The 17,217-nt window shown below is 42.1% G+C and carries 15 protein-coding genes; all 15 read right to left on the bottom strand.

Features of this window, described 5'->3' with window-relative positions; genetic code table 11:
• Window positions 1–4: 4 nt before the first annotated feature.
• The gene (locus tag D7D54_RS07215) at window positions 5–451 is read right to left on the bottom strand and encodes a LytTR family DNA-binding domain-containing protein (RefSeq protein WP_020901878.1); all 447 of its coding nucleotides are present in this window, start codon (window positions 449–451) and stop codon (window positions 5–7) included.
• Between the two features lie 113 nt (window positions 452–564).
• Window positions 565–1,068: a phosphatase PAP2 family protein gene (locus tag D7D54_RS07210; protein WP_020901877.1), complete on the bottom strand. Its 504-nt coding sequence runs from the start codon at window positions 1,066–1,068 to the stop codon at window positions 565–567.
• Between the two features lie 95 nt (window positions 1,069–1,163).
• Window positions 1,164–2,924, bottom strand: coding sequence for an ABC transporter ATP-binding protein (locus D7D54_RS07205; RefSeq protein ID WP_120719127.1), 1,761 nt, complete (start codon window positions 2,922–2,924; stop codon window positions 1,164–1,166).
• Window positions 2,914–4,683 (bottom strand): ABC transporter ATP-binding protein, encoded by a 1,770-nt coding sequence (locus D7D54_RS07200; protein WP_120719126.1) that lies wholly within the window; start codon window positions 4,681–4,683, stop codon window positions 2,914–2,916. Before D7D54_RS07200 ends, D7D54_RS07205 begins: the two co-directional genes overlap by 11 nt.
• Complete coding sequence (locus tag D7D54_RS07195) at window positions 4,658–5,128, bottom strand: MarR family winged helix-turn-helix transcriptional regulator (RefSeq protein WP_020901876.1); 471 nt, start codon at window positions 5,126–5,128, stop codon at window positions 4,658–4,660. Before D7D54_RS07195 ends, D7D54_RS07200 begins: the two co-directional genes overlap by 26 nt.
• Window positions 5,129–5,305: 177 nt before the next feature.
• On the bottom strand, window positions 5,306–6,022 hold the full coding sequence (locus D7D54_RS07185; RefSeq protein ID WP_000532882.1) for a YebC/PmpR family DNA-binding transcriptional regulator: 717 nt from the start codon (window positions 6,020–6,022) through the stop codon (window positions 5,306–5,308).
• A gap of 96 nt (window positions 6,023–6,118) precedes the next feature.
• Entirely contained in the window at window positions 6,119–7,489 is a 1,371-nt protein-coding gene (locus D7D54_RS07180) for an MATE family efflux transporter (protein ID WP_020901875.1), read from the bottom strand.
• A gap of 114 nt (window positions 7,490–7,603) precedes the next feature.
• A complete protein-coding gene (gene recA / locus D7D54_RS07175; protein ID WP_020901874.1) occupies window positions 7,604–8,758 on the bottom strand; it encodes a recombinase RecA in 1,155 nt (384 codons plus the stop codon).
• A 54-nt stretch (window positions 8,759–8,812) separates the two neighbouring features.
• The gene (locus D7D54_RS07170; RefSeq protein ID WP_120719125.1) at window positions 8,813–10,069 is read right to left on the bottom strand and encodes a competence/damage-inducible protein A; all 1,257 of its coding nucleotides are present in this window, start codon (window positions 10,067–10,069) and stop codon (window positions 8,813–8,815) included.
• A gap of 67 nt (window positions 10,070–10,136) precedes the next feature.
• Window positions 10,137–11,174: a glycopolymer--peptidoglycan transferase LytR gene (lytR, locus tag D7D54_RS07165; protein ID WP_020901872.1), complete on the bottom strand. Its 1,038-nt coding sequence runs from the start codon at window positions 11,172–11,174 to the stop codon at window positions 10,137–10,139.
• Between the two features lie 7 nt (window positions 11,175–11,181).
• Window positions 11,182–11,700 (bottom strand): GNAT family N-acetyltransferase, encoded by a 519-nt coding sequence (locus tag D7D54_RS07160; protein WP_120719124.1) that lies wholly within the window; start codon window positions 11,698–11,700, stop codon window positions 11,182–11,184.
• The gene (gene tsaE / locus D7D54_RS07155; protein WP_020901871.1) at window positions 11,690–12,133 is read right to left on the bottom strand and encodes a tRNA (adenosine(37)-N6)-threonylcarbamoyltransferase complex ATPase subunit type 1 TsaE; all 444 of its coding nucleotides are present in this window, start codon (window positions 12,131–12,133) and stop codon (window positions 11,690–11,692) included. The genes D7D54_RS07160 and tsaE overlap by 11 nt, the downstream gene beginning before the upstream one ends.
• A gap of 94 nt (window positions 12,134–12,227) precedes the next feature.
• A complete protein-coding gene (locus D7D54_RS07150) occupies window positions 12,228–12,860 on the bottom strand; it encodes a competence protein (protein WP_244193456.1) in 633 nt (210 codons plus the stop codon).
• 130 nt (window positions 12,861–12,990) lie between these two features.
• Window positions 12,991–13,413 (bottom strand): nucleoside-diphosphate kinase, encoded by a 423-nt coding sequence (ndk, locus tag D7D54_RS07145; protein ID WP_120719123.1) that lies wholly within the window; start codon window positions 13,411–13,413, stop codon window positions 12,991–12,993.
• 110 nt (window positions 13,414–13,523) lie between these two features.
• A complete protein-coding gene (rpoC, locus tag D7D54_RS07140; protein ID WP_162496605.1) occupies window positions 13,524–17,201 on the bottom strand; it encodes a DNA-directed RNA polymerase subunit beta' in 3,678 nt (1,225 codons plus the stop codon).
• Window positions 17,202–17,217: the final 16 nt, after the last annotated feature.

The following is a 17,217-nucleotide window of genomic DNA, read 5'->3' as shown; positions in this document are numbered from 1 at the left end:
GTTCTTACCTCATGTTTCTTAGATTTTCTTTTAGGAGGGATTGGTAATGCCGTGACACATGAACCTCCTTGTGGGTCTGATAAAAGGAAATGGTGCCCGTTCCTGAAAAGGACTTGTCCACCGAGTAAACTTGCCGAATATTAGCAATGGTCGACTTGGATACTCGACTGAAATAACGGGGCAGGATAGACTCTAACTCATAGAGTTTAAGTCGAACCTCGTAGGCATCTTTCTGGGTATGGGCGTAAATCTTGTTCCCCTCTGTTTCAAAGAAAAGAATTTCCGACAAGTCCAGATAATATTCACCCGTCCCCTTGTAAAAAATCAACCTAGGAGACTTGGATTCTTGCAAGAGGCGCTGTAAATCCGCAATCTCATCTGTCAAAGCCGCTGCCTTGATGACAATTTCAGTTTCCTCTAAATTGCTGTCAATTTCGATTCGTAACTTCATTCCATATCCTTTCTGACTCTACTATATCAAAGCCAAAATAAGAAAACAAGAGCAAAAAAGCAAGTGGTTACTTTAACCCCGTAAGTGGTTCTAGGGCCACCTTAACTTGCAGGTCAAAATAGAAAGAAAATCACACCCCACACAAGGGCACAAATATAACCAACCACTACATCCTTGGGATAATGCACTCCCCCTAAAACTCTCACTAGACCGAGGAAGGCTGACAAGACTAACAAGATAATCCCTACAGATAAACTAGCATGAAAGCAAGCCATGGAGATAATGGTTGCTGAAAAGACATGACGACTGGGCATAGATCGACCAGGACTATCTCTGTCAAGCAAGGGTTTAATAGTCCATTCCTCATAAGGCCTAGGAGCATTGATTTTCTTACGAAGAAAGGACAAAATCACAAAACCTGACGCAGGGACAAACACATAGATCCAGACCTGTTTCCCAAGTCCTTCTTGGAAGTAGGTAGTGGCTAATAAGGTTAGATAAACTATAGGCATAACTACTGTCATGAAGCGATTAAAAGTTCTTAACAAGCTCAGAAGAAAGGGCTCATTTTTAATCTTACCAGCAATGTGGTCATACCATTCTTGATAATTTTTCATATATTTTCTCATCACTTACTCAAATTTTGCTTATAGGGAAGCACTTGTCTTCTAGTATAGTGCAGAAAAAGAAGGCCGTCAAGCCTTCTTTGGGTTTATTCTTCCGCTTCATCTTCTGTAAACTGACTGTTGTAGAGGTCAGCGTAAAAACCAGCTTGCGCCATTAGCTCATCATGATTGCCTTGCTCAATGATATTGCCATCTTTCATGACAAGAATCAGATCAGCATTACGGATGGTTGACAAGCGGTGGGCGATGACAAAGGAAGTTCTTCCCTCCATCAAACGATCCATAGCTTTCTGAATCAATTCCTCTGTACGAGTATCAACAGAAGAAGTCGCCTCATCTAGGATTAGGAGTGGAGCATCTTTCAGCAAAGCACGAGCAATGGTCAAGAGTTGTTTTTGTCCGACAGACAAGGTCACTGTGTCGTCCAAGACTGTATCGTAACCATCTGGTAGGGTCATAATAAAGTGGTGAATCCCTACAGCCTTGCTAGCTTCAATCACGCGCTCATCACTAATACCTGTTTGGTTATAGATGAGATTGTCTCGGATAGTGCCTTCAAAGAGCCAAGTGTCCTGCAAGACCATTGAAAAGGCATCATGCACTTCCGAACGCTTCATCTCCTTGGTATCGACACCATCAATACGGATGCTTCCCTTATCAATCTCATAGAACTTCATCAAAAGATTGACAATGGTTGTCTTACCAGCTCCAGTAGGTCCGACAATGGCAACCTTTTGACCTGCATGAGCGGTCGCAGAAAAGTCATGAATAATGGTTCGCTCTGGTGTATAACCAAAGGAAACTCGATCAAAGACTACTTGACCTTTCATATCGCTCAATTGTCTTTCTTTATGGGATTCATCTTCCATTTCATCTTCGGCTAAGAATTCGAAGACACGTCCCATGGCTGCGCTAGCCTGCTGAAGACTGGTAATCCCTTGAGCAATTTGGGAAAGGGGTTGAGAAAAGATCCGAACGTAGGCCATAAAGGCAACGATAATCCCTATACTAATCTGCCCATTCAGAGCTAAGGCTGCACCAACAATAATCACCAAGGCATAGCTAAAGTTCCCAATAAACACCATAATCGGCATCATAATCCCTGAAATAAACTGAGATTTCCAGATACTGTCATATAGACGATGGTTTAATGTCGCAAACTCTTCTTTCGTGCTCTCGATAGCATTGTAGCTAGTCACCACATTATGACCAGAGTACATTTCTTCCACATAACCATTTACAGCTGCCAAATCCTGTTGCTGACTCTTAAAGAAGCCCTGTGATTTGCCCATAAAGACAGACACGAAAGCAAAACCAATAAGAGTTGAAACAACCGTCACCAAGGCTAAAATCCAGTTCATGCCAAACATGGTTACTAAGACCGCCACGACCAGTAAACTAGATGAGAGAACTGTTCCTAGACTTTGATTGAGAGACTGAGCTGCAGTGTCAACATCATTGGTTACACGAGACAAGGTATCCCCTTGAGAATGTCCATCAAAATATCTCAATGGTAGGCGATTAATTTTATCTGCAATAGCTGTTCTCAAACGCTCTGAAAAACGTTGAATGGCTGTTGTAAACAGGAAGGCCTGCAAATAATTTGATAAGAGTCCAATCACATAAATCACGGCCAAAAAACCACCAATAGCTGCAACCGCCGCGACATCCACACTTGTTTCCAGACCACTTGCAATGATATTGGTCATTTCCTTGATACGGGTTGGACCATATACAGTAATGATATTGGATACGATTGTTGCTAGAAAGGCTATCAGAAGGGCAAACTGGAGGCCTGCAAGATAGGGTTTACTCTGTTTCAAAAGAGATATTTTCTTATTTTCCATGTTCCAATTCCTCCTTCGATAGTTGTGAATAGGCAATTTCTTGGTAAACTTCGTTATTAGCTAGAAGTTCCTTGTGGGTGCCTTGTCCCACGACTTTACCTTGATCCAAGACCAAAATCAAATCTGCATCCATAATCGTTGAGATACGCTGTGCGACAATGAGCTTGGTCATAGACTTAGTTTTTTCAGCTAAATCTTGACGTAAAACTCGGTCTGTCTTGTAGTCCAAGGCTGAGAAGGAGTCATCAAAGATGAGGATTTCTGGTTTCCGAGCCAAGGCACGCGCAATTGCCAGACGCTGTCTTTGACCACCTGAGAAGTTGGTTCCTCCTTGGGCTACTTCTGACGCTAAGCCAGCTTCCTTGTCTTCGATAAAGTTCTTAGACTGGGCCAATTCCAGAGCTTGCCACATAGCCTGCTCACTAAGCGGTGTTTCTTGACTGTGTCCAAAATCTAAATTGCCCTTGACATCACCTGAAAAGAGAACCGCTTTCTGAGGAATATAACCAACCTTGTTGCGCAAATCATTCAAGTCATAGTCTTGAACATTAAGACCGTCTACCAGAATTTCTCCTGCTGATACATCGTAGAAACGTGGAATCAGATTGACTAGAGTTGACTTACCAGAACCTGTCGACCCTATAAAGGCCACTGTTTGACCAGCTTCCGCTCTAAAGCTAACATGCTCGATAACTGCCTCCGAATTTGCCGCATAGCGGAAGGTCACATCCTTAAACTCGACCTGACCTTTGAGGTTTTCATCAGCCAGCTGCACTTGAGCAGGGTTTTGGATAGAAGAATGCAAATCTAAAACTTGATTAATCCGCTTAGCAGAGACCATAGTTCGGGGAAGAACGATGAAGAGCGCCCCCATAAGAAGGAAGCCCATGACAACCTGCATAGCATAAGACATGAAAACAACCATGTCACTAAAGAGAGGCAGACGCGCTGTTGGAGCAGCATCGCTGATTACATAGGCCCCAATCCAGTAAATCGCCACACTCAAACCACTTGAAATTCCCATCATGATGGGGTTCAAAATAGCCATAAGACGATTGACAAACAAATTCAAACATGTCAGCTCATCATTTGCTGCTGCAAATTTTTCATTTTGGTAATCCTCTGCATTGTAGGCACGGACAACACGAATACCTGTTAAACTCTCGCGAGTGATACTGTTCAGTTTATCAGTCAGACTTTGAATCAAGGATTGTTTTGGAAAGGCTAACGTCATCAAAACGGTCGTCATCAAAACATTGACAATCACTGCCACAAGTACGGCCCAGAGCCAGTATTCTGAATGTCCTAAAATCTTCCCGATGGCCCAGATAGCCATAATCGGACCACGCGTAACCACTTGCAAGCCCATAGTAATCAACATCTGAACCTGAGTAATATCATTGGTAGTACGAGTTAGAAGACTGGGAATAGAGAATTTCTTAATCTCTGTCTGCGAGTAGTCTAAAACTCGGTTAAAAATATCGCTTCTCAACCTACTAGTATAAGAAGCAGCTACTCTGGACGCAAAAAATCCAACTGCAACTGCGGACAAGAAGGCAAGAAAGGACATTCCCACCATCATACCTGCTGGTTGCCATAACTCATCTAAATTAGTTCCTTGACTACCTAGCAAATCCGTAATTTTCGAGATATAGGTCGGCACTTCCAGCTCTAGATAGACCGAAAAGCAAGTAAAGAGAATGGATAGTAAAATCATCCCCCATTCTTTTCTACTAATTCGTTTGGCTAATTTCTTCATTCTCTCCTCCTATTCCCTTGATATTTTCCTGTAGTTGACCGAGAACTTTCTCAAAAATCAGTAATTCATCTTCATCAATGCCTTCCATCAACTGCTTGTCTATTCGTTCAAAAAAAGCCTTAACCTGTTGCATCTGAGAACGTGCTTTGTCCGTCAAACAAACAAATTTTGCCCGCTTATCGCTAGGACTCGCCTCCAATTCCACCAAACCATTTTGCACCATACGCTTGACCAAATTACTAGCAACAGACTTGGTAATATTGAGTTCCTGCTCGATATCTTTAATCAAGACCAAGTCTTGATTTTTCTCACGATTATCCAAAAAACGCAACACCTGACCTTGTGGTCCACCCATAAACTCAATACCACAACGTTTGGCTTCCTTTTGTACCATCAAATGAATCTGGTGACCAAAACGCTTAAAGACTAACATCGGTTTATCCATGATTGCTCCTTTCTAATCCTTGTATTTAGTTCTCCTAGGAACTAAATAAGTTTTCATGAGAACTATTTTATCACTTTGAGGAGGGATGTCAAGAAAAAAGTTTTCATGAGAACTATTTTCTTGATTAAAAAAATCCCAAGTGAGTTTTTCACTTAGGATTATGTTTTCTAGGTTAAATTAGAATCCGTCCACGTTTGTGTAGATTTTTTGTACGTCTTCGTCGTCTTCAAGGACGCTGTACAGTTTTTCAAAAGTTTCAAGGTCATCGCCTGACAATTCCACTTCCGACTGAGGAATCATTTCCAATTCTGTCACTTGGAATTCTTCGATACCTGACTCACGTAAAGCAACGATAGCCTTGTGAAGGTCAGTTGGCGCTGTATAAACAGTGATTGTTCCTTCTTCTGCTTCTACATCGTCCACATCCACATCTGCTTCTAGCAATTGCTCAAAGACTGCGTCCGCATCTTCACCAGCAAATACGATAACACCCTTGTTGTCAAATAGGTATGAAACCGAACCTGAAGCACCCATGTTTCCGCCATTTTTACCAAAAGCTGCACGGACATTAGCCGCTGTACGGTTAACGTTTGAAGTCAAAGTATCCACGATCAACATAGAACCATTTGGTCCAAAACCTTCGTAACGTCCTTCTGTAAAGGTTTCGTCTGTGTTTCCTTTAGCCTTGTCCAAAGCTTTATCGATAACGTGTTTTGGTACTTGGGCTTGTTTAGCACGGTCGATAACGAATTTCAAGGCTGAGTTTGATTCTGGATCTGGATCACCTTTTTTAGCTGCTACATAGATTTCTACACCAAATTTTGCATATACTTTAGAGTTAGCTCCATCTTTAGCCGTTTTCTTGGCTACGATATTGGCCCATTTACGTCCCATTAGGAATCTCCTTTTTTCACATTTTAATCTTTCTTATTATAACACAAGTTTTTTCTATTTTCACTAGAGGAAATGGATTTTATTTAGCAAATCAAGCTAGGATGGTACTTTTGCTACCAAGATTTCCTTGCCTTCTTTTATCAAAGGGTGACGAAACAGTGAAAAATAAAGTTGTATGGTCATGGCAACCCAGATAAGGGGTTCACAAAGGATAACTCCCCTATAGCCTGCCCAAGGAATAATCAAGACCACAAAAGCGATTTTCCCGATTAGTTCTATAAAGCTAGAAAGCAGAGGAAGGACTTTTTGCCCCAAACCCTGCAAGCAATTACGATAAATCAGTAAGAGACTCAAAATAGGATAAAAGGCTGAACTGATTTGCAGATAGAGACTTCCATTTTCTACCAAGTAGCTATCCGTCGAACTAGCCAAGAAGGAAACCAAGGCTGGACTGGCAAAAAATAGAAAGATACAGATAAAGCCTGCCCAGGATATGCTTAGACGACTGCCGATTCGAAGGCCTTGAACAATGCGGTCTGGTCGTTTAGCTCCTAGATTCTGAGAAGCAAAGGTCGTCATCGAGGCAGAAATAGCGGTCATAGGAAGAAGGGCAAAGGCCATAATGCGTCGAGCCGCCGTCTGGGCACTAATAATCACTGCACCAAAGGTATTAACAGAAGACTGTAAAATCACACTGCCGATGGACACAATTGAACTCATCAAGCCCATAGCCAAACCTTGCTCCAAGAGATCCGCGTACAAGGCCTTATCCCATTTGAAATGCTTGAGTTGAGGCAAAAGTTCTGGCACACTTTTACGGATATAATAAAAGCAGAGAACCGCTGATAAGCCTTGCGAAATGATGGTAGCAAGTCCCGCAGATTGAACTCCCAGTTGGAGTTGCGTAATAAAATAAAGATCCAGAACCACATTAACCAAGGCAGAGAAAATCAAAAATCCCAGAGCTGCCAGACTGTCACCAATAGATCGCAACAAACCTGCAAAGAGATTATAAGCAAAACTGACACTAACACAGGTCACAATCATAGATATATATTGATAGGACTGAGAAAGAATTTCTGCAGGGGTATCCAAGTACTGTAAAAGTGGATACAGTCCCAGAAAACCCATCAGCATGACCACAATACTCAAAAGAGCACCTAAAATCCAAGTAGCTGCTACTGCTTCCTTGATTTTAGTAAAATTCCGAGCCCCGTAATAACGGGCAATAACAATCCCCATCCCATTACCAACACCAAGAGTAAAACCTACAATCAGGTCAAAAATGGCAGTTGTCGCTCCTACCGCCGCCAAGGATTCTTGACCAAGAAATCGCCCAACAATCAAGACATCAGCAGTATTATAGAGTTGTTGAAAAATATTTGATAGCAAGATTGGGAAGGCGAAGCTTAAGAGCGAGGGAAGAATCGGACCATGTATCAGGTCCACTGTTCGTTTTTTATTCATAAGGCTATTATATCAGCTTTCTAGAGGAGCGACAAGAAACAGCAAACTATGCGTGAGCTGAAAACCAGAACAAGGCAACAAAAAAGCAGCGGATTTCTCCACTACTTTAACAGCTTATTCTTCAATTTCGATTTCAAGCTCATCGCCTAGGTCAAGAGTTACCTCTTCATTCACAGAATCTGCTTGAACTGCTTCATCTTTTTTGCTTTCAACAGCTTCTTCTCCATCAATCAAACCAAATTGAACACGGACTTGATGGTCAATCTCATCAAAGACTTCTGGGTTATCTGCCAAGTATTTCTTAGCATTTTCAGAACCTTGCCCGATTTTCTCATCCTTGTAAGAGTACCAAGCTCCTGCTTTTTTGATGATATCCAAATCGCTTGCGATCTTCAAAAGTTCACCAGTCTTAGAAATACCTTCTCCGTACATGATTTCAACGAAGGCTTCCTTAAACGGTGGAGCCACCTTATTTTTCACGACCTTGATCTTAGTTTCTTTACCGACGTTGGTGTCTTTTTGGTCACCAGTTCCCTTGATTTGTGTGCTTCCACGAACATCCAAACGCACTGAAGCGTAGAATTTCAAAGCACGTCCACCAGGAGTTGTTTCTGGATTTCCAAACATAACCCCAACTTTTTCACGCAATTGGTTGATAAAGATGGCAATAGTTTTTGTTTTATTGATAGAAGCACCGAGCTTACGCATAGCCTGGCTCATCATACGAGCCTGCAAACCAACGTGGCTATCTCCGATATCTCCATCAATTTCCGCACGAGGCACAAGGGCTGCAACTGAGTCGACTACGACAAGGTCAACTGCACCTGAGTCAATCAATTTTCCTGCAATCTCAAGACCTTGCTCTCCTGAGTCTGGTTGAGACAAGAGCAATTCGTCAATGTTGACACCAAGGGCCGCAGCATAAGCTGGATCGAGGGCATGTTCCGCATCGATAAAGGCTGCAATACCACCTTCTTTTTGCGCTTGCGCAACTGCATGAAGGGCAACTGTTGTCTTACCAGATGACTCTGGTCCATAGATTTCAATGATACGTCCCTTAGGATAACCACCTGAACCAAGGGCAATGTCAAGAGCCAAGGAACCTGAGCTCATCACTTGCACCTTTTGCTCGGCACGTTCACCCAAACGCATGATTGATCCTTTACCAAAGTCTTTCTCAATCAATTTAAGAGCGTCATTCAAGGCTTTTTCACGTTCTGCCCCGAATTTTTTTGAAATTTCATCTAATTTTTTTGGTTTTTTCGCCATTCTATTCTCCTACATTCTAATGGTCCTTAGACCTATCTACTATTATATCAAAAGTTAGTCACTTAATAAAGCCTTGCGAACTAGGTTAAAGGCATGCATAACTGCAATATGACGTACATCTGCTCGACTTCTGCCTCCGATATTGACCTTTATGACCTCAGTTCCATGCTCTTGAGCTAAGCCTATGAAGACTGTCCCAGCTGGGTGCCCTTCTAGGCTATCTGGTCCTGCCACTCCAGTCAAACTAAGGCCAAAATCTGACTGGGTCTTGCTTCGCGCCTGCTCAGCCATCTTCTGAGCTGTAAATTCAGACACCACACCCTGTTCTTCCAAATCCTTGACAGGAATATCCAACATTTTTGATTTTTCCTCCAAGCTATAGGTCACAAAACCACCCTTAAATATACTTGAAGCACCCGAAAAATCCGCTACGGTAGCTTGGAAAAGACCTGCCGTCAAGCTCTCTGCAGCCGTGATAGTTTTCCCTTGTTTTTTCAGTTCTTCTACCACAATGCTGCCCAAACTAGCCTCCTCTCCATAACCATAACAGAGGTCTCGTAAAGAAATTCCTTCGAAAGTCTGGCGACCTAAGATTTGATGTTCCAAGATATGCAGCGCTTGATTCGCCTCTTCTTGGTTGCTAGCTTTTGTTGACAGACGCAAGGTTACCTCGCCTGTCTTTGCATAAGGTGCCAAGGTCGGATCTGTTTGATTATCAATCAAATCAGACAAAATCGTAACCAACTGACTTTCGCCAATCCCAAAGAAACGAAGAACTCGGGAATATAGCTTACTCCCTGTCATCAACTTAGGTAGAAGTTGGTTTAAAACCATGGGTTTTAATTCACTTGGTGGACCGGGAAGGACGACATAGGTCACTCCATTGACTTCTAACATTCCTCCCACAGCCAGTCCTGTTTCGTTTGGTAGTGGAGTCGCCCCTTCTACAATTTGAGCTTGTCTTTCGTTATTCGGTGTTCGGGCATAGTCTGGTCTCTGGGCGAAAAAGACATCCAACTTCTCCTGGGCCTGAGAATCAAAGACTAATTCTTTCCCTAAGAATTTAGCTAAGGTTTGTTTGGTCAAATCGTCCTCAGTTGGCCCCAAACCACCTGTCAAAATCACCAGACTGCTACGTTTATTGGCAATTTCGAGCAAAGACAAGAGACGAGCTTCATTGTCTCCTACAGCCGTCTGAAAATAGACGTCTACTCCAATCTCTGCTAGTTTTTCCGATAAAAACTGGGCATTGGTATTGACAATCTGTCCTGTCAAAATCTCTGTTCCAACAGCAATGATTTCTGCTTTCATGTTTCCTCCTACCTATCTATTCGTATTTTTTTGAAAAAATCGCAGGAAATTTCCCACGATTTCATTATTAATTTTGTTCTATTTCTACACTTGAAGCATTCGTTGGTGTAGCAGTTCTTCCAAGAGTTGCTTCGTATAACACAGCATTGGTTTCTACTTCAGTTACTTCCTCTTTACCTAGTGAACGACGTAAGAGATTTTGCATTTCTAACATATGCTCAGTTGTAACAATCTGGTAAGAAATGCCCTGCAGTTCAGCATCTTCTCCTCGCAATTGATGTGTTTCAATATTCTTGAAGGAATCTTGATAACCAAGTAATTGTGGAATACTTTTCGCTGATAAATCAATGTTGGTCTGCATATTGGTACTTAGGGCTTTTAAGATAGACTGATAGTGACTAACACTATTCAAGCTAAGAACTTTTTCAACAACCTTTTGAATGACTTCACGCTGACGCTTCTGACGTCCGTAGTCCCCTTCTGGATCTTGGTAGCGCATGCGAGAATAAACAAGAGCTTCTTCACCATTTAGAGTTTGCTGCCCAACACCAATAGAAATGGTATTAAATTCCTCTTGGTCACTAATAGAAATTGGGAAACCTAGCGTGTTATTGACAGTTATACCGCCCACTGCATCGACTAATTGTTGCAACCCCTGCATATTCACCATAACGTAACGATCGATATGAATATTCATCATTTTCTGGATAGTTGAGATTGCCAATTCCGCACCACCACCAGCGTAGGCGGCATTTAGTTTAGCTTCCTCAACACTACCATCTTTATGCTGAATTTTAGTCAAGATATCACGTTCCAAACTTAACATCGTTGTCTTTTTCGTGTGCGGATTAACCGTCAAGAGAATCATGGAATCACTATTTCCCTCCCAAGGGTCAGTTCGTTCCACATTTCCAGTATCAACCCCCATTAAAAGGATTGTTAAGGGTTCAGTAGCCTCAATAACATTGGTTTCTTCACCAATTTTTTTATAAGTTCTTGATAAAGTTTCTGTACCTTGTTGATAAATGGTATAAGCAAAAACACCCACACCCAAAACTGTCACAGCTAGAAAAGCTAGCACCATTCCAATAATTTTTTTAACCATATTTCTATCAATCTATCAGTCTACCCATCAGGTAAACATCTATAAATTTCCCTTCTTCTATGTACGCACCGCGCTCTTGTCTACCTTCAATTACAAAACCTTGCTTTTGATATAAATGAACTGCAGCCTGATTACGAGTTTGGACAGTGAGTTGAAGTCTACGAAGAATGCCACTAGCCTGTGCCCATTCTACGACTTCTTCAAGTAACAAACTCCCCAGTCCATTATTCCAATACTTCTTACCAATCACAATAAAGAGATCTCCAATGTGACGAACTCTCTTACGTTGATCAGCTGTGATATTTACAAAGCCAGCAATTTCATCATTCAGCAAGGCTAGTAAAGTGATTTGATTTTCTGAATGAGCCTGTTTATCCAAAAACAACTCCATCTCAGTATCTGTCATCAAAATGCCATTCCTGTCCAGACTGGTAAAATCTGTTTCTACACTGACACGATTTAAAAATGTCACTAACTCAGCAGCATCATCAGATTCTGCTTCTCTAATGAGCAATTCATACTCCATGCTGAAGCTCCTCTAAAAGCTTTTCTGCACGCAAACCCTTTGCTTGGAAATGTAATCTGCGACCGTCTCCTTCTTTTAGAATTTCCAATTCTAAATAAGTATCTGGCAGGGCATCACCTAAGAGATTTCCCCACTCGATGACAGTCACCCCGCCACCAAAGAGAAACTCATCCAAATCAATAGAATCAGCATCCCCCTCTATACGATAAACATCTAAATGATAAAGAGGAAGACGACCTTCATACTCCCTCACAATAGTATAGGTTGGACTCTTAATCATCTGAGAAATATGTAATCCTTTAGCAAGGCCTTTTGTAAAGGTCGTTTTGCCGGCTCCAAGTTCTCCACTCAGAATTAAAACATCATTCTTTTCTAATAAACAGCCCAAACGCTCACCCAAGGACTGTAATTCTTCTTCACTTTTAGAGTACATGTTTCTATTATACCAAAAACTTGTTCTTTGTCTAGGTATTATCTATGAATTCTATATTATGAATTAAAAACTTGAACCAGTCCTTGTTATAATCTTAAAATAGGAACAGTAAAAAGACAACTAATAAGATATCTCTCATCAGGTGGCTATAAAATGAGACTTCCCAGCGAATGACTTTTGGCACCAACAGTCCTAGAAATAGCATTCCCAAGGCAATATAAAAGGTCATGGATAATAACATCCAAGGATTTCTGAGAAAGATTAGAATAGCTAGTCCACTAATAAAACACATTTCCTTCTTACCCAAAATCTTTTTCAATCCATTTACATACTTCTGAATCGGCAGAAAAACTAACAAATCAATACCAAATAAGAAAAAGAAACTCGGTAAAAAGTATTCCACAAACCCTTCTACGGATATTTTTCCTGTAAGGATATGGTCTATGACAATTAAGACTAAACCCAAAATATTTACTAAGAGCAATAGGCTATACAAGAATTGTTGCTTATCTTCTTTAAAAACTGAATAATGTTGATTTCCCTGCCCCCTATAATAGTTTAGCCCTGCACCAATACTGGCAAGAAGCAACATACCAACTAAATAATAGAAGCAGTTTTGATCTAACACCAAAGACCAAGTCGATAAACTTAAACAAGAACAGCTACTGATACCAAAAATCGTAAACAATAACAAAATACGAATTTGCTTTTTCATTTTTTCCATCATTCTTCCTCCCTTACTTGCTCTTATTATAGGCTAGAAATCCTCCCCATTGCTAGAATATTTCTCAACTGTCAGTTTTCTACTCTAAAATGCAAAAAAGTTTGATGCAAGTAACCCTTACATCAAACTTTTACTACTTTCCGTCAAACCAAAGAGTAATTTCTCGCTTAGCTGACTCTTCTGAATCTGAACCATGCACAACATTTTGAATAGCTTGGTTTTCTCCAGCAGCTTTTGCAAAATCACCTCGAATAGTTCCTGGTAAAGCTTCTTCTGGACGAGTAGCACCCATCATGGTCCGCCAAGTTTCAATTACTTTGGGACCAGAGATGATACCCACAAGAACTGGGCCTGAAGTCATAAATTCACGAATCGGTGGGTAAAAACTCTGACCAACCAAGTCATGATAGTGTTGGTCAATCAACTCTTCTGAAACCTTTGTACGCAACTCCAATTTTTCGATTGTAAATCCACGTTGTTCGATGCGTTTCAACACTTCACCAACTAGCCCTCTTTTTACACCGTCTGGTTTGATGATAAAAAATGTTTGTTCCATACCTGTCTCCTTTGTCAGCTTCTTTCTTTTATTTTACCACATTGCATGGAAAAATGGAGAAAATTTTCAGAAAAGAGAATGAGAGAACCCGAGGGTTCTCTCATTCTCTCTTATTCTACTGTTTCTCCCACAGTTTCAACGGCAGTATCCACAACTACTTCTGTTGTTTCTTCATTTCCTTCTTCCTCTACTGGAGGGTTAAGGTATTCTTCTTCATTGATAGCTTGTGGTTCAAGGTTACGGTAACGTGCCATACCTGTACCAGCTGGGATAATCTTACCGATGATAACATTTTCCTTAAGACCAAGGAGATGGTCTTTCTTACCACGGATAGCCGCATCTGTAAGGACACGAGTTGTTTCCTGGAAGGAAGCCGCTGACAAGAAACTATTTGTTTCAAGTGAGGCTTTGGTGATTCCCATAAGGACTGGACGACCTGTCGCTGGTACTCCACCTGCGATGAGAACGTCCTTGTTAGCATCTGTAAAGTCGTTGATGTCCATAAGAGTTCCCATGAGAAGATCTGTGTCCCCTGGATCCATAACACGAACTTTACGGATCATTTGACGAACCATTACCTCAATGTGTTTGTCTCCGATTTCTACCCCTTGGCTACGGTAAACTTTTTGTACTTCACCAAGAAGGTAGGTTTCAACTGACAAGACATCACGTACAGCAAGGAGACGTTTTGGTTGGATAGAACCTTCTGTCAATGCCGCACCACGAGATACTTGATCACCAACTTCGACACGCATACGGGCTGTGAATGGTACCACGTATTCGCCTTCACCAGTTTCACCTTTAACGAAGACTTTCTTAGTACGAGTTGAAGCATCTTCTTCGATAGCAGTAACTTGTCCTTTGACTTCTGTGATAACCGCTTCCCCTTTAGGATTGCGGGCTTCAAAGATTTCTTGGACACGAGGAAGACCCTGAGTGATATCGGTATTTGAGGCAACCCCACCCGTGTGGAAGGTACGCATTGTAAGCTGTGTACCAGGTTCCCCGATAGATTGGGCAGCGATTGTACCTACTGCTTCACCAACTTCAACCGCATCACCAGTCGCCAAGTTGATACCGTAACAGTGACGGCAGACACCATGACGAGTGTTACATGTAAATACTGAGCGGATAGTTACTTCTTCAACACCAGCATTCACAATTTCACGAGCCTTGTCTTCTGTGATCAATTCATTTGGACCAATGATAACTGCACCAGTTTCTGGGTGTTTAACAGTTTTCTTAGTGTAACGACCATTGAGACGTTCTTCAAGAGACTCAATCATCTCTTTACCTTCAGTGATAGAACGGATCAAGAGACCACGATCAGTTCCACAGTCATCTTCACGGATAATCACGTCTTGGGCAACGTCAACCAAACGACGAGTCAAGTAACCTGAGTCGGCTGTCTTAAGGGCCGTATCGGTCATACCTTTACGAGCACCGTGAGTTGAGAAGAACATTTCAAGTACTGACAAACCTTCACGGAAGTTTGAAAGGATTGGCAATTCCATGATACGTCCGTTCGGAGCAGCCATCAGACCACGCATACCGGCAAGCTGTGAGAAGTTTGAGATGTTACCACGGGCTCCAGAGTCCATCATCATAACGATTGGGTTCTTCGGATCTTGGTTGGCAATCAAGCGTTTCTCAAGTTTTTCACGGGCAGCACGCCATTCAGCAGTAACGGCATTGTAACGTTCGTCGTCTGTGATCATACCACGACGGAATTGTTTAGTGATTTGTTCTACACGTTTGTGTGATTCTTCGATGATTTCAGCCTTGTCTTCAACAACTGGGATATCGGCAATACCCACTGTCAATCCTGCAAGAGTTGAGTGGTGGTAACCGAGGTTCTTCATACGGTCAAGTAGGGCAGAAGTTTCTGTCGTACGGAAACGTTTGAAGATTTCAGCGATGATATTTCCAAGGTTTTTCTTCTTGAATGGAGGGTTAAGCTCAAGTTTGCTGATAGCTTCCTTGATATCTCCACCTAGTGGCAAGAAGTATTTGTCTGGAACACCTTCTGTCAAGTTAGCATTATTTGGCTCTTGCAAGTAAGGTAGACCTTCTGGCATGATATCGTTGAAGAGAATCTTACCAACAGTTGTAAGCAAGACTTTATGTTTTTGCTCTTCTGTCCATGGTTTGTTGAGGCTGTCTGTTGCAATACCTACACGTGAGTGAAGGTGAACATAACCATTGCGGTAAGCCATGACAGCTTCGTCACGGTCTTTGAAGACCATGCCTTCACCTTCACGACCTGCTTCTTCCATAGTCAAGTAGTAGTTACCCAAAACCATGTCCTGAGATGGAGTAACAACTGGTTTACCATCTTTCGGGTTCAAGATATGCTCAGCAGCAAGCATCAAGATACGAGCTTCTGCTTGGGCTTCTTCTGAAAGTGGTACGTGGATGGCCATTTGGTCCCCGTCGAAGTCGGCATTGTAGGCTTCACAGACAAGTGGGTGCAAGCGAAGGGCTTTACCGTCAATCAAGACAGGTTCAAAGGCTTGGATTCCCAAACGGTGAAGGGTAGGTGCGCGGTTCAAAAGCACTGGGTGTTCTTTAATCACTTCTTCAAGGATATCCCAGATGCGTTCGTCTCCACGTTCTACCAAGCGTTTAGCCGCTTTAACGTTTTGCACGATATCGCGCGCAACGATTTCACGCATAACGAATGGTTTAAAGAGCTCGATAGCCATTTCACGCGGCACACCACATTGATACATCTTAAGAGTTGGACCAACGGCGATAACGGAACGTCCTGAGAAGTCAACACGTTTACCGAGCAAGTTTTGACGGAAGCGGCCTTGTTTACCTTTAAGCATGTGGCTCAATGATTTAAGTGGACGGCTACCTGGTCCTGTGATTGGACGACCACGACGACCATTGTCAATCAAAGCGTCTACCGCTTCTTGAAGCATACGCTTCTCATTTTGAACGATGATACCTGGTGCATTCAACTCAAGCAAACGAGCCAAACGGTTGTTACGGTTGATAACACGACGGTAAAGGTCGTTCAAGTCAGATGAGGCAAAACGACCACCATCCAACTGCAACATTGGACGAAGATCTGGTGGAATAACCGGAAGGATGTTAAGAATCATCCATTCAGGTTTATTTCCAGACTTGTAAAAGGCATCCAAAACATCCAAACGACGGATGGCTTTGATACGTTTTTGTCCAGTTGCTGTCTTCAATTCTTCTTTGAGTTCAGCAATTTCTTTTTCAAGATCTACTTGTTTCAAGAGATCTTGGATAGCTTCGGCACCCATTTTAGCAACGAATGATCCGTAGCCATATTCACGCAAGCGCTCACGATATTCACGCTCTGTCATGATAGATTTGTGCTCAAGCGGTGTATCCTTTGGATCGATCACCACGTAAGCAGCAAAGTAGATAACTTCCTCGAGGGCACGAGGGCTCATATCAAGGGTCAAGCCCATACGGCTTGGAATTCCCTTGAAATACCAGATATGAGATACAGGAGCTTTCAACTCGATGTGTCCCATGCGTTCACGACGAACTTTTGTACGCGTTACTTCAACACCACAACGGTCACAAACAATCCCTCTGTAACGAATGCGTTTGTACTTACCACAAGCACATTCCCAGTCTTTTGTAGGACCAAAGATGACTTCGTCGAATAGTCCTTCACGTTCTGGTTTCAACGTACGGTAATTGATTGTTTCAGGTTTTTTGACTTCTCCATAAGACCATGAACGGACTTTACTTGGAGAAGCTAGTGTGATTTGCATACTTTTAAAACGATTTACGTCAACCACTATTTCTTCCCTTTCT

Origin of the sequence: Streptococcus chosunensis, from assembly GCF_003626515.1 — a bacterium.
Classification (GTDB): Bacteria; Bacillota; Bacilli; order Lactobacillales; family Streptococcaceae; genus Streptococcus; species Streptococcus chosunensis.
Note: the sequence above shows the minus strand (reverse complement) of the source record. Positions and strands in the feature narration are given on the sequence as shown.

Excerpts from the sequence above, each read along its gene's own strand:
- D7D54_RS07210 (WP_020901877.1), bottom strand. The coding sequence starts at position 1,068 with ATGAAAAATTATCAAGAATGGTATGACCACATTGCTGGTAAGATTAAA.
- D7D54_RS07170 (WP_120719125.1), bottom strand. The coding sequence starts at position 10,069 with ATGAAAGCAGAAATCATTGCTGTTGGAACAGAGATTTTGACAGGACAG.
- D7D54_RS07180 (WP_020901875.1), bottom strand. The coding sequence starts at position 7,489 with ATGAATAAAAAACGAACAGTGGACCTGATACATGGTCCGATTCTTCCC.
- D7D54_RS07195 (WP_020901876.1), bottom strand. The coding sequence starts at position 5,128 with ATGGATAAACCGATGTTAGTCTTTAAGCGTTTTGGTCACCAGATTCAT.
- D7D54_RS07200 (WP_120719126.1), bottom strand. The coding sequence starts at position 4,683 with ATGAAGAAATTAGCCAAACGAATTAGTAGAAAAGAATGGGGGATGATT.
- D7D54_RS07215 (WP_020901878.1), bottom strand. The coding sequence starts at position 451 with ATGAAGTTACGAATCGAAATTGACAGCAATTTAGAGGAAACTGAAATT.
- tsaE (WP_020901871.1), bottom strand. The coding sequence starts at position 12,133 with ATGTACTCTAAAAGTGAAGAAGAATTACAGTCCTTGGGTGAGCGTTTG.
- lytR (WP_020901872.1), bottom strand. The coding sequence starts at position 11,174 with ATGGTTAAAAAAATTATTGGAATGGTGCTAGCTTTTCTAGCTGTGACA.
- D7D54_RS07160 (WP_120719124.1), bottom strand. The coding sequence starts at position 11,700 with ATGGAGTATGAATTGCTCATTAGAGAAGCAGAATCTGATGATGCTGCT.
- recA (WP_020901874.1), bottom strand. The coding sequence starts at position 8,758 with ATGGCGAAAAAACCAAAAAAATTAGATGAAATTTCAAAAAAATTCGGG.
- D7D54_RS07205 (WP_120719127.1), bottom strand. The coding sequence starts at position 2,924 with ATGGAAAATAAGAAAATATCTCTTTTGAAACAGAGTAAACCCTATCTT.
- D7D54_RS07185 (WP_000532882.1), bottom strand. The coding sequence starts at position 6,022 with ATGGGACGTAAATGGGCCAATATCGTAGCCAAGAAAACGGCTAAAGAT.
- ndk (WP_120719123.1), bottom strand. The coding sequence starts at position 13,413 with ATGGAACAAACATTTTTTATCATCAAACCAGACGGTGTAAAAAGAGGG.
- D7D54_RS07150 (WP_244193456.1), bottom strand. The coding sequence starts at position 12,860 with ATGATGGAAAAAATGAAAAAGCAAATTCGTATTTTGTTATTGTTTACG.